Origin of the sequence: Flavobacterium beibuense (assembly GCF_004151245.1) — a bacterium.
In the GTDB taxonomy this organism is placed as follows: domain Bacteria; phylum Bacteroidota; class Bacteroidia; order Flavobacteriales; family Flavobacteriaceae; genus Flavobacterium; species Flavobacterium beibuense_A.
Genome location: NZ_JUIW01000004.1, coordinates 265,880 through 278,928 on the forward strand (window position 1 = coordinate 265,880; position 13,049 = coordinate 278,928).

The 13,049-nt window shown below is 34.2% G+C and carries 14 protein-coding genes and 1 tRNA gene; 8 read left to right on the forward strand and 7 right to left on the reverse strand.

Features of this window, described 5'->3' with window-relative positions:
- Positions 1 to 7: 7 nt before the first annotated feature.
- The gene (rpiB, locus tag NU09_RS07145) at positions 8 to 436 is read right to left on the reverse strand and encodes a ribose 5-phosphate isomerase B (protein ID WP_129750588.1); all 429 of its coding nucleotides are present in this window, start codon (positions 434 to 436) and stop codon (positions 8 to 10) included.
- Between the two features lie 626 nt (positions 437 to 1,062).
- Positions 1,063 to 1,302: a DUF2007 domain-containing protein gene (locus NU09_RS07150; protein WP_129750589.1), complete on the reverse strand. Its 240-nt coding sequence runs from the start codon at positions 1,300 to 1,302 to the stop codon at positions 1,063 to 1,065.
- 116 nt (positions 1,303 to 1,418) lie between these two features.
- Between NU09_RS07150 and rnr the strand changes: the two genes are divergently transcribed.
- The 4 genes from rnr (at position 1,419) to NU09_RS07170 (ending at position 5,828) form a co-directional block, all read left to right on the forward strand.
- Positions 1,419 to 3,608, forward strand: coding sequence for a ribonuclease R (gene rnr, locus NU09_RS07155; RefSeq protein WP_129750590.1), 2,190 nt, complete (start codon positions 1,419 to 1,421; stop codon positions 3,606 to 3,608).
- A gap of 20 nt (positions 3,609 to 3,628) precedes the next feature.
- Positions 3,629 to 4,291, forward strand: coding sequence for a head GIN domain-containing protein (locus NU09_RS07160; protein WP_129750591.1), 663 nt, complete (start codon positions 3,629 to 3,631; stop codon positions 4,289 to 4,291).
- 123 nt (positions 4,292 to 4,414) lie between these two features.
- A complete protein-coding gene (locus tag NU09_RS07165; RefSeq protein WP_129750592.1) occupies positions 4,415 to 5,068 on the forward strand; it encodes a head GIN domain-containing protein in 654 nt (217 codons plus the stop codon).
- A 73-nt stretch (positions 5,069 to 5,141) separates the two neighbouring features.
- Entirely contained in the window at positions 5,142 to 5,828 is a 687-nt protein-coding gene (locus NU09_RS07170) for a LysE family translocator (RefSeq protein ID WP_129750593.1), read from the forward strand.
- An 89-nt stretch (positions 5,829 to 5,917) separates the two neighbouring features.
- Here the strand turns inward: NU09_RS07170 and NU09_RS07175 are convergent, their stop codons facing one another.
- The 3 genes from NU09_RS07175 to folB form a co-directional block, all read right to left on the reverse strand.
- Complete coding sequence (locus NU09_RS07175) at positions 5,918 to 6,361, reverse strand: hypothetical protein (RefSeq protein ID WP_129750594.1); 444 nt, start codon at positions 6,359 to 6,361, stop codon at positions 5,918 to 5,920.
- 313 nt (positions 6,362 to 6,674) lie between these two features.
- Positions 6,675 to 6,749: transfer RNA gene (locus NU09_RS07180), tRNA-Cys, on the reverse strand.
- A 134-nt stretch (positions 6,750 to 6,883) separates the two neighbouring features.
- The gene (gene folB / locus NU09_RS07185; protein ID WP_129750595.1) at positions 6,884 to 7,243 is read right to left on the reverse strand and encodes a dihydroneopterin aldolase; all 360 of its coding nucleotides are present in this window, start codon (positions 7,241 to 7,243) and stop codon (positions 6,884 to 6,886) included.
- Positions 7,244 to 7,357: 114 nt separating this feature from the next.
- On the opposite strand from folB, the gene NU09_RS07190 reads away from it, so the two are divergent.
- From NU09_RS07190 to NU09_RS07205, 4 genes are all read left to right on the forward strand, one after another.
- Positions 7,358 to 9,043 carry a glutamine--tRNA ligase/YqeY domain fusion protein gene (locus NU09_RS07190; RefSeq protein ID WP_129750596.1) on the forward strand — a complete coding sequence of 562 codons (1,686 nt, stop codon included), beginning with the start codon at positions 7,358 to 7,360 and terminating at the stop codon, positions 9,041 to 9,043.
- Between the two features lie 303 nt (positions 9,044 to 9,346).
- Positions 9,347 to 9,676, forward strand: coding sequence for a YtxH domain-containing protein (locus NU09_RS07195; RefSeq protein WP_129750597.1), 330 nt, complete (start codon positions 9,347 to 9,349; stop codon positions 9,674 to 9,676).
- 17 nt (positions 9,677 to 9,693) lie between these two features.
- Positions 9,694 to 10,050 (forward strand): competence protein, encoded by a 357-nt coding sequence (locus NU09_RS07200; RefSeq protein ID WP_129750598.1) that lies wholly within the window; start codon positions 9,694 to 9,696, stop codon positions 10,048 to 10,050.
- Between the two features lie 2 nt (positions 10,051 to 10,052).
- Entirely contained in the window at positions 10,053 to 10,292 is a 240-nt protein-coding gene (locus tag NU09_RS07205; protein ID WP_129750599.1) for a DUF6327 family protein, read from the forward strand.
- A 36-nt stretch (positions 10,293 to 10,328) separates the two neighbouring features.
- On the opposite strand, the gene NU09_RS07210 is transcribed toward NU09_RS07205, so the two are convergent.
- Positions 10,329 to 11,318 (reverse strand): SPFH domain-containing protein, encoded by a 990-nt coding sequence (locus tag NU09_RS07210; RefSeq protein WP_242501839.1) that lies wholly within the window; start codon positions 11,316 to 11,318, stop codon positions 10,329 to 10,331.
- 83 nt (positions 11,319 to 11,401) lie between these two features.
- Positions 11,402 to 12,910, reverse strand: coding sequence for a glutamate--tRNA ligase (gene gltX, locus NU09_RS07215; protein WP_129750600.1), 1,509 nt, complete (start codon positions 12,908 to 12,910; stop codon positions 11,402 to 11,404).
- Positions 12,911 to 13,049: the final 139 nt, after the last annotated feature.

The window sequence follows — 13,049 nt, forward strand, 5'->3', positions numbered from 1 at the left end:
TATATTTTTAACAAGGTATTTTGTTTACTCTGTTTTGGTGTCTTCCGCCTTCAAAATCAGTGTTTAAAAACGTATCTACCATTTCTATTGCCTGTTGTATGGAAGTGTAACGGGCAGGTATGCTGATAATGTTAGAATCATTGTGTTGGCGCGCCAGCGCCGCGATTTCTTTTATCCAGCATAGTGCAGCCCTAATTTTCTGGTGTTTGTTAACACTCATGGCAACACCGTTACCGCTACCACATATAATAATACCAAAATCGGCAACACCGTTTTCAACATCATTAGCAACCGGGTGTACAAAGTCTGGATAGTCTACACTGTCAAAAGTATCTGTACCGTGGTTAATAACTTCTATACCTTTGTCTTCCAGGTATTTTACAATGGCTTTTTTATAGTCAGGACCTGCGTGGTCGTTACCAATTGAAATTTTCATACGTTTCTGCTGTAATTAAATATTAAATTTACCCTGCAAAGTTACCAAGAATTAAGCATCCTTAATAGTATAGGGAATTAAATTTATCTTTCCTACCTGATTTTCAGCACCTTGACTTTCTGTAAAAATGTTAAAATTTTGAATTGTTAACAGAATATGTAAATGTACTGAAAACTAACTAGTTAAATTTTAACAGTTATTGTTCATAACTTTGAATAGAAAAAAGTAAAATTTTTGAGAACCTATTGGAAATTTTCGTAATCCAAAACCTAACATTCCTATCCAAATTTATTTCTTACTTTTTCTTTGAAAGTTATGAAAAGGTTAACAAGGGTTATTAACAGCAATTAACAGGGTAAGTTTTCAAACAAAACAATTAAAAAACACTAATTAACCATTGTTAATAACCTGTACCCCTTTTTACAAAAAACCTTTATTTTGAATTGTTTACAATTTCTTAACTTTGTTAATACCTTTGTATAAAATTGTATAACTCACTTAAAAAACAAATCGGAAGAAAGTTATACCCGTTATTAACACGCAATAATCATCATCATAAAGATTTCAAATTTTAAAAAAAGCTTTTTTTGTTTTTAATGAATGTTGAAAACCTTTATAACTTTTGATCAAACGATTTTTAAATTGGATTGATCTTCAAAGTTGCTGAGTATCTCTTTTACGGTTTCCAGATCGTTAGGATGTACTTTGAGTTTGATTCCTCCCAGTGCGTGCGAATAGAAAGGAGCGAGGCCCGTGATGGTTTCGTTTTCGAAATAAAAGCTTATACCGGCCTCTGTTAATAAGTGCTTCAGTATGGTAATTTCATGCGGGTAGCTGTATACAGCTGCTACTATAAAATTTGTCATATGTAAATGAGGTTCAGTATTATCCCTATAAATTTAGTAAGTAAAAGTTATTATTTCATTAATTGTGGTAACTATTCTGTAAGTAATTTGTAATTTTCAGCATTATTAAAATATATATGAGTAAAAAAAGAAACGGAAAACCAACCGTAAAGAAGGAAAAAGACTTTTCCAGAAAGATTTTTAAAATACTCTCTAAAGATCCCAATAAGCTATTTAACTACAAGCAGATAGCAGCTGCTCTTGAACTTAACGATACAAAAAGCAGAAACGAGATTATAAAAGAGTTAAAATACCTTGCCTCTAAAGAGAAGATTGAAGAAGTGGAAAGAGGTAAATACAGGGTTATATCTAAAGCCGATTATATTGAAGGAACCATAGATATGACCAGCAGGAAAACTGCTTATTTTGTATCTACAGAACTTGAAGATGATGTTTTTATACCTACCGGTAACCTTAATAAAGCTTTAGACGGCGATAAGGTGAAGGTTTATATCTATAACCGAAGAAGGGGGAGAAGGCCCGAAGGTGAAGTGGTTGAAATTATTGAAAGGGCAAGAACCGAATTTGTAGGCGTTATTGATATACAAAAGAACTTTGCTTTTGTAAGTACTGCCAATGCAAAAATGTACACTGATATTTTTATCCCTAAAAATAAACTGGGCAATGCTCAGGACGGGGATGTGGTACTGGTAAAGATAGAAGACTGGCCTGAAAAGGCAGACAGCCCTTTTGGAGAGGTTTTAAGGGTACTTGGACGCCCTGGTGAGCATAATACCGAGATACACGCTATTTTGGCCGAGTACGGGCTTCCTTACGACTTCCCTGTGGATGTCGAGGCCTATGCACAAAAGATAGATACATCAATTAAAGAAGAAGAGATTGTAAACAGGAGGGATATGCGTAAGGTACTTACCTTTACCATAGACCCTAAAGATGCAAAAGATTTTGATGATGCCTTATCGTTCCAAAAGCTTGAAAACGGTAATTATGAAGTAGGTATCCATATTGCGGATGTATCGTATTATCTACAAGAAGGTACTATACTGGATGAAGAAGCTTACAGCAGGGCAACCTCTGTTTACCTTGTAGACAGGGTAGTACCTATGCTTCCGGAAGTACTGTCAAACTTTGCCTGTTCGCTAAGGCCTAACGAAGAGAAATATACTTTCTCTGCCGTATTTGAACTTAATGAAAAAGCAGAAGTGGTAAACCAGTGGTTTGGTCGCACTGCTATTTATTCCGATCAGCGTTTTGCTTATGAGGAAGCACAAAGTGTTATTGAAACAAAAGGAAATACCATTCCTGCAGATGTTTCATTAACAGGGGAGGAGTACCAGATAAGCAATGATATACAGGAAGCTATATTAAAACTTGATGACCTGGCTAAGATTATGCGTAGGAAACGTATGCAGCACGGTGCCATTTCTTTTGATAAGGTTGAAGTTAAGTTCAATTTAAATGAAGAGGCAGAACCAATTGGGGTATACTTTAAAGTAGCTAAAGATGCCAACCATCTTATTGAAGAGTTTATGCTTTTGGCTAACCGTAAGGTGGCAGAATTTATAGGGAAGCAAAAACCTCAAAAGACATTTGTATACCGTATTCACGATGAACCCGATCAGGATAAGCTTATTAACCTGCAAACGGTAATCTCTAAGTTTGGTTACAGTATCAATTTCAAATCAAAAGATGCTATATCTAAATCGCTTAATAATTTATTGGCTGAAGTACAGGGAAGAAAAGAACAGAATCTTGTAGATACGTTAGCAATAAGAACTATGAGTAAGGCTAAGTATTCTACCGAAAACATAGGGCATTACGGACTTGCATTTGATTATTATTCGCATTTTACATCTCCCATAAGACGTTATCCTGATGTTATGGCACACAGATTGCTGCAACACTATCTGGATGGAGGCAAATCGGTTGATGAAGAAGCTTATGAGGAAAAATGCAACCATTCGTCTAACATGGAAAACCTGGCTGCCAATGCAGAGCGTGACAGTATTAAATACATGCAGGTTAAGTACATGCTGGATCATAAGGACGAGGAATTCTTAGGTGTGATATCAGGCGTTACCGAATGGGGTATTTATGTGGAGATAGTTTCTAACAAATGTGAAGGTATGTGCCGCATTCGTGAAATTAAAGATGATTATTACACTTTTGATGAAAAGCAATATGCTTTAGTAGGGGAGGTAACCCATAATTTATTACAGCTGGGCGACGAGGTTTATGTAAAAGTAAAGAACGCCGACCTGGTTAAAAAGCAACTTGATTTTCAGTTCCTTGGTAAGAAGGAGTAATCAATCAAAATCAATAAATTATGAAAAAATTCATTGTAGCTTTACTACTTGTTTCGGGTAGCATTTTTGCTCAGGAAACAAGAAACCTTGGAGATTTTTCTACCGTAAAGGTGTTTGACCAGATTCATGTTTTAATGGTTCAGTCTGATGAAAATAAGATTCTTATTTCAGGACATGACTCTAAAGATGTGGAAGTTGTAAATAAAAATGGTGAGGTAAAAATCCGTATGAAGTTTTCCAAACTGCTTCAGGGCGATGATATTTCAGTTACTTTATATTACAAAAATGTAGATCAGATTGAAGCCAGTGAAGGTGCTTATGTTTCTTCTCAGGATACTTTTAAAAGCATTGCTTTTGAACTTAATGTAAAAGAAGGGGCAGAGGTAAAGCTTAATCTTGATGTGCAAAAGCTTAAAAGTAAAATTAAATCGGGCGGTATAGTTACAATTACAGGTACTGCTGATAACCATGATGTTAGTATTAATTCCGGAGGTATTTTAAACTCAAAGAATTTTACCACTAAACAAACATCTGTAAAGATTACAGCAGGAGGTGAGGCAGATGTTTATGCTACTGATTTTGTAGATGCAGAAACTACTGCCGGTGGTGATATAGATGTTTATGGTAATCCAAAACAGATTAATCAAAAAAATACCGCAGGTGGCGATATTAATATCATGTAATAACTTCAATATTATAAAATACAGGATCCCGAAAGTGTAAAGCTTTCGGGATTTTTTTATTATAACTGTAACAATCAGTATATCAATACTGTCTTTAGTGGTATCAATCATAATTATTATACCATGAAAACATTATTTGTATGTGCTGCAATAGCAGTATTTCAGTTTGCGGGAGCACAAACTACTAAAAGTATAAAAGGCTTCTCTAATCTTGCTATTAGCGGAAGTATGGAAGTAACTCTTGTAAAATCTTCAGAAAATAAAGTGGTTATTACAGAGGGTGATGAAGATGATATTAAAATAAGTACTGTAGAGGGTAACCTGGCCATTAGTAATGAGTCTGATGGGGTAGAACTTACCATTTATTACAACAGTACTATTGAAGTTATTGCTATTGCAGGTGGGGCTGAAGTAAATGTAAAAGATAATATTAAATCTAAAAACCTGAACGTTAGTGTTGCCGATGGTTCAGAGGTTAACCTTAAGGCAGATGCTGATAATGTGAGTATTGCAGCAGCTTCAGGATCTGAAATTCATCTTAGTGGGAAGGCAAAAAACTTTGAGGTTCATGTAGCATCGGGTGCAGAACTTAATGCAGACAAGTTTAAAACAGAAAACAGTTCTGCAGTTGTAGCATCAGGAGCAGAGGTATCTATTTATGCTACGGAAATGGTTAATGCAACGGTTGCTTCAGGTGCGGAATTAAATGTTTATGGTAATCCTAAAAAAGTAAATGATAATACCGCTCCTGATGGTGAGTTAAATATCATCAGATAAACATTGTTTTAAGCTTTTTGATGGTTTTATTTAAAAATTTAAAGTAGTAACTTGCATCAATTAAATTTAATTGATGTTACAAGATATTTTAAGCGCCGTATCTTTAGGTTTTTTCTTGAGTGTAATGCCCGGAGCAGTTTTTTTTGTTTTGCTTGAAACGAGTGTTGTTAAAGGTTTTAGAGCCGCATTAGCGTTTGATTTAGGAGCTATATTTTCCGATATAATATTTATTCTTATTGCTTATTTCAGTAGTTATAAACTGCTTCAGAATATTAAAGATGAGCCTGCCTTATTTACTTTTGGCGGGCTCATTATGGTTACATACGGTATTATTTCTTTTATAAAGATTAATAAATCGGCTAAAAATGAGATAATAGACGACGCCTCACGTGATATTATCAAAAAGAACTACTTCAGCCTGTTTGCTAAAGGTTTCCTTCTTAATTTCATTAATATTGGTGTATTAGGGTTTTGGCTTGCCATTATCATTACCTGGGGGCCTCAGCTTGATCTGGATCCTACCAGGATATTCATTTTCTTTACTGCGGTTATATGTACTTATCTGATTATTGATATAGGTAAAATAATGCTGGCTAAGCAGTTAAGAAGCAAACTAACCATGAATAATATAAACAAGATTAAAAAAGCAATCAGTGTTATACTTATAATTTTTGGTATAGCATTACTTGTACAGGGCTGGTTTCCGGCAGAAAGAAAGATAATGGATTCTGCTATAGACAGGTTAGAAAACAACAATTAAGAAACATATATAAATAGAACTGCCTAAAAATAATTTATAACTTTTAGGCAGTTCTTTATTCGTCTTTATTTTATTCTTAAATAATTTTATTAATCACAGTAAGAATCCAGATAGTTCATTCTTTCTATATGTAAATCTATCATAGCTTGAGCGGACGGACTTGGATTATTTTCAATATACCACATTAATTGCTCATTATACGTTGCATTAATTTCAGCTTTTAATAAAGTACAAGAGTCGCAGTTAGTATTATCTCCTGTTTCTTCACAGTAAGAATCCAGATAGTTCATTCTTTCTATATGTAAATCTATCATAGCTTGAGCAGACGGACTTGGATTATTTTCAATATACCACATTAATTGCTCATTATACGTTGCATTAATTTCAGCTTTTAATAAAGTACAAGGATCACAATCACTTTCCATATTCTGATTAGATTTGAGTATTGTTTGATCTTGAATAATTTTATTTGTTTCCTCAGTAGTGCAGCCAAATAATAGTAGTAATACTGCAAAAAAGTAAATGTTTTTCATTGTAAATTTTTTAATAAATATTGGTTAGAATTATTAGAAGGAATAAAAATATAAAAACAATAAACACTTTATGTTAAAAAATGTTAATTTATTATAAAATATTTAATAAATAAATAATAACAGTATTTTTTAAATAATAAAAAGCAATATTTTAAATATTAATAATAAAAGTATTGTATAATGTTTTTTTAGTATTAATCTTTCAGTATTTAAATAAGCTACCTATTAGATATAAGCTTGTACTAAAAAAACTTATTTTTAGGAAAGAAGAATGAATAAAAAAAGCTATCATGAAAATGATAGCTTTTTTTTGTGGAGGCATCGAGCGGATTCGAACCGCTGTAGCAGGTTTTGCAGACCTGTGCCTAAGCCCCTCGGCCACGATGCCATTAGGTTTATGGTTGGCAAATTTACATATATTTTGCAGTATCGCAAGAAATTTTGAAGGTAAATTTATTTTTCCGTAAACTTCCTGCAAGATAGAATGTTTTATCTTTTTTTAATCATTTATTAATGAAAACTTTAGGTTCTGTATTCCTCTAACTCAATTGTTACAGCTTCTACATCACCGCCAATAGGAGGATTTATTTTAGAAACACCTACAATTATTCTTGATACGGCCGGAATTTCATCAAAAATCCTCTTTACTATCCTTTTTGCAACGTGTTCTAACAGTTTAGAACGTATAGCCATTTCCTCTATAACTATCTTATTAAGATGCACATAATCAACAGTATCTTCAAGGTCATCTGTTTCCATAGATTTTCTAAGGTCTGCCTTTATTTCAAGATCAACCCTGTAATCAGATCCTATTTTACTTTCCTCAACTAAACAGCCGTGGTAAGAAAAGGTGCGTATATTTTTAAGTTTTATGGTTCCCATAGCAATAAATTATTGTGACGTAAAAATACAATTTATTAGCCTTTTATGCTGTTTTAAATATTCTTTAAAGTCGGGTTTTTTAAATACCTTTGCAATCTTATTATTTTATAGTATATGTCTACAAAAGAAAAATCACTGAATTTTATTGAAGAGATAATCGAAGATGATTTGGCGAAAGGAATGCCAAAAGATGAACTTCGTTTTCGTTTTCCTCCGGAACCTAATGGTTACCTGCATGTTGGGCATGCCAGTTCTATATGCCTTAATTTTGGTTTAGGATTACGTTATAATGCACCTGTTAACCTTCGTTTTGACGATACAAACCCTGCAAAAGAAGAGCAGGAGTATGTAGATGCCATTAAGAAAGATGTAGAATGGTTAGGTTATCAATGGGCAGAAGAGCGTTATGCTTCAGATTATTTCCAGCAGTTATATGACTGGGCTGTTGATTTTATTAAGAGAGGATTGGCTTATGTAGACAGCCAGTCATCAGAAGAAATGGCCAAGCAAAAAGGAACACCGTCACAACCGGGAACAGAGAGTCCTTACAGGAATCGTTCGGTAGAGGAGAACCTGGATCTGTTTGAGAAAATGAAGAATGGTGAATTTCCCGAAGGTACTCATGTTTTAAGGGCTAAAATAAATATGTCATCTTCTAATATGCTTATGCGTGATCCTATTATGTACAGGATACTTCATAAACATCATCACAGAACCGGTGACAACTGGAAAATATACCCAATGTATGACTGGGCTCATGGAGAAAGTGATTATGTAGAAGCTATTTCCCATTCACTTTGTACCCTTGAGTTCCTTATGCACAGGGAGTTATACGACTGGTTCCTTGATCAGATTTATGATAACAAATCAATGCGTCCAAAACAACGTGAATTTGCGCGCAGAAATCTTAGCCATACAGTAGTAAGTAAGCGTAAGTTATTACAACTTGTACAGGAAGGTCATGTTACCGGTTGGGATGACCCAAGAATGTCTACCATATCGGGTATGAGAAGAAGAGGTTATACTCCAATGGCTATCAGGAATTTTGCAGATACTATTGGTATTGCTAAGCGTACAAACCTTGTAGATGTTTCTGTATTAGAGTTTTGCGTAAGGGAAGATCTTAACAAAACAGCTCCAAGGGTAATGGCAGTACTTGATCCGGTAAAACTTGTTATAACTAACTATCCTGAAGGACAGGAAGAATGGCTGGATGCAGAAAACAATCCTGAAGATGAAACTGCAGGATTTAGAAAAGTACCTTTTTCAAGAGAATTATATATTGAAAGAGAAGACTTTATGGAAGAAGCTAACCGTAAATACTTCCGTTTATCTTTAGGTAAAGAGGTACGTCTTAAAAATGCCTATATCATTAAGGGTGAAAGCGTTGTTAAGGATGCCGATGGTAACATAACCGAAATTCACTGTACTTATGATACTGACAGTAAGAGTGGTAGTGGCACAGAAGCCAGTTTAAGAAAAATAAAAGGAACTATTCACTGGGTATCTATCAAACATGCGGTAAAGGCTGAAATAAGGATTTATGACAGATTATTTACTCACGAAAACCCAGATGGTGATAAGGAAATTGACTTTAAGAGCTATTTAAATCCAAATTCACTGGAAGTAATTACAGGTTATTTGGAACCAAGCCTTAAGGAAGCAAATTCCGGAGACAGATTCCAGTTCCAACGTTTAGGATATTTTTGTGTGGATCCAGATTCAACATCTGAAAATTTAGTTTTCAACAAAACGGTTGGATTAAGAGATACATGGGCAAAAATTGAAAGTAAGGAATAGATTACAATATATAAATTTTTTCTATCAAAACTCCGGTTATCAGCCGGAGTTTTATATTATATATAAATACTATTATTAAATTATTTATTATAATCAGTTACTATTAAAACTGACCTTTATAAATGCGTTATAAGAGATAATTTTTTGTAAGAAATGCATTTGTATGATACACCCTTCAAAACCTCTTTATATGTCGTTATTTTAATTTTTTGTTTTATTTAGCCTTCAATTAACTACACATTAACATCCTACAAATGTTAAAGTCTTTACCTTTATAATTATTAACTGAAAAATTCATAAATTATGGCTGGTAAGACAGAAACAGTACTTGCAGTTTTGGCAGGTGCGGCGATAGGGGCTGCTGTAGGAATTTTATTTGCTCCGGACGAAGGATCTAAAACCCGAAAGAAAATTAAAGATGGTTACGATCACAAAAAAGATGAGATAAAAGATAAGCTTCATGAATTATCTGAACAGGTAAAAAGCAAGTTTGGATATTCTAAAGCAGATATCGAATCCGGATTAGATCATCTTGTTTCTACAGTAGAACAAAAAAAAGAAGACATTATAGCTACTCTTGAAAAAAAGCTTGAGGAACTAAAAGGAACAGCAAAAGCTGCTGCAGGCAAATAAACTAATTTGTTTTATTTATGGCATTTGAAGAAATAAAAGAAAATGCAGAGGATCTTAAAAACCAAGCCAAAGAACTTATTGATGCTAACTTAAAGTATTATAAGCTTTGGGGTTTTAAGATTCTTATGAAATCAACCTCCATAATGCTGAAAGTGTTTCTTTTAGCTATTATGTTACTGATTGTTACCCTGTTTTTTTCAATTGCCTTAGCTATCGGTATTGGGTATGCCCTGGATAATATGGCCTATGGTTTTCTTATTGTAGGTGGTATTTATTTAATACTGGCCATTATAGTATATAAGTATCAGGATAAACTTACCGAAGGACCGTTACTGGCTAACTTTTCACGAATATTCTTTAAAGATTACGATTAGCCATGAAATCAAAGATTTACACCAGTTACGAGGAAATCAACAAAGATCTTAGAATACTAAAGGTTGAAAAAGATCTTGCTTATCATAAACTTCTTAAGGAAGTTGAGGAAACTAAGGAAAGTCTTCAGCTTAAAAATATGATAGGTGATACTCCTAAAAAAATATTAAACATATTGGGCCTTTTTGCCGGACCTTTAAAAAGCTTGGCGATGACCTTCCTGTTTAAAAAGATATTTAAATAAAAAAAGCGGCTCTTAAAAAAGCCGCTTTTTTTATTATTATTCGTTGTCATTATTATCTTCATGCTCAGGATTAGGAGCTATATACCTTGAATCGTCATCTTTGGTATTCTTTTTCTTATTCTGCTTTTTCATAGCTTCTCCTATCTGATTTGAAGCCGAAAAAGAAGCCACCATATTATTAAGCATGTCTGTACCTGCTTGTGGTGAGTTAGGTAACAGTATCAGGTTAGAATTTGTATCGCTACCTATAGACTGTAGCGTATCATAATGCTGAGTAACAACAATAAGTGCTGATGCTTCCTGAGAGTTGATACCTACTTTGTTAAGAACATCAACACTTTCTACAAGTCCTCTTGCAATTTCCCTTCTCTGGTCTGCAATACCCTGACCCTGTAATCTTTTACTTTCTGCCTCAGCTTTAGCTTTAGCAACGATACGAATCCTTTGTGCCTCTGCTTCATATTCCGCAGCCGATTTTTCCCTGTCAGCAGCATTAATACGGTTCATGGCATTTTTAACCTGAATGTCCGGATCGATATCTGTTATCAGTGTGTTGATGATATCGTAACCATAAGTGGTCATGGCATCATTAAGCTCTCTTTTTACAGCAATTGCAATATCATCTTTACGTTCAAAAACGTCATCAAGCCTTAGTTTTGGTACCTCTGCACGAACAACGTCAAATACATAAGATGTTATCTGGTCATGAGGATATTCCAGTTTATAGAATGCCTCATATACTTTTTCCTGAATTACCTTAAACTGAACTGAAACCTTCATTTTAACGAATACGTTCTCTTTTGTTTTGGTTTCTATAATTACATCCAGCTGTTGTATTTTCAGGTTTATCCTTCCCGCTATTTTATCTATGATAGGCACCTTCCAGTGAAGACCGGCATGCCTTATACTGCCGAATTTACCAAATCGTTCTATAATGGCAGCTGTTTGCTGCTTAACTGTAAAGAATGATGAAAGAAATAGTATGAATGCAAAAAACAGCACTACATACAAAAAAATGTTTCCCATGATTAGTTGATTTTTTTATTGATTGTTAAGATACGACTATTAGTACAATAAAAAAGCCTCTTGTTACAGAGGCTTTTTAAATTTTATAATGTTTCAACAGCTTTTTTAATTCTGTTTACTGTTTCTTCTTTTCCTATTAGGGCCATAATATCAAATAAATGAGGGCCTTTTAGCGAGCCTACAAGGCTTAAACGGAGTGGTTGCATAACTTTACCCATTCCTACACCTTTTTCGTTAATCCAGGCTTTTATTACATCTTCCAGATTTTGAGAAGAAAAATCTAAGGTATTATTAATAACCTCACTAACTTCGATCATTAAAGCACCGGTATCTTCTTTCCAGTTTTTAACTGCTTTTTCATCATATTGAGATGGGGCAGTAAAGAAAAAGTCACTCAGATCCCAAAGTTCATTTGTAAAAGTAGCACGCTCTTTTACTAAACCTACAACCTGTTCAACATATTCTGCAGGTTTATTAATACCTCTTTCTATTAGAGAATGGTTAAATTCTTTTGCAATAGTCTGGTTATCCTGTCTTGTATAATACTGGTGGTTAAACCATTTGTTTTTTTCAGGGTCAAATTTTGCTCCGGCCTTATGTACTCTTTCTAAATCAAACAGTTTTACTAATTCATCTAATGTGAATAACTCCTGGTCTGTTCCCGGATTCCAGCCTAATAACGAAAGGAAGTTAACAACTGCCTCCGGTAAAAAGCCTTCCTCTCTGTACCCTGATGATTTGGTACCATCAGCATTTTTCCATTCCAGAGGAAATACAGGGAATCCCATTTTATCACCATCCCTTTTTGATAACTTACCATTACCTACAGGTTTTAATATTAACGGCAGGTGGGCAAATTCCGGAGCTTCCCATTTAAAAGCCCTGTAAAGTAATACGTGAAGGGGTAGGGAAGGTAACCATTCTTCACCACGTATAACATGGCTTGTTTCCATCAAATGGTCATCCACTATATTGGCCAGGTGATAAGTAGGCATACCATCGCTTTTAAACAATACCTTATCATCTAAAAGATTGGTTTCAAACTTAATGTCACCTCTTATTATATCTTTTAAGAATAGTGTTTCACCTACAGGAATTTTAAAACGGATAACATACTCTTCTCCGTTAGCTATTCTTTTTTCTGTTTCTTCTTTACTTATGCGTAAAGAGTTATCCAGTTTATCCCTGTTGGTATGATTGTATATAAAGGTTTTTCCTTGAGCTTCTTCTTCTTTTCTTAAAGCATCAAGAGCTTCAGCTGTATCAAATGCATAATATGCCCAACCGGAATCTATCAATTGTTGTGCATATTGATTGTACATTGCTTTACGTTCGCTCTGGCGGTAAGGACCAAATTTTCCTTCTTTCCCCACACCTTCGTCAAAAGGAATTCCTAACCAGTTTAATGCTTCTATAATATATTCTTCTGCTCCCGGAACAAAACGGTTTTGATCGGTATCTTCAATTCTAAGGTAAAATACTCCGTTATGCTTTTTAGCAAACAGATAATTAAAAAGGGCAGTTCTTACCCCGCCTATATGTAAAGGCCCGGTTGGGCTGGGTGCAAAACGCACGCGAACTTGTTTTGACATTGTTGATAAAATTTTGCTGCAAAGATACAATTATGATATTTTGCTTTTGGCCAATTTATGTCAGATATTTTTTAATGTATTGTAAATATTTAATAATCAGTATTTAAAGTATGGTTTTTAAAATTTCGGAAAATAGGAT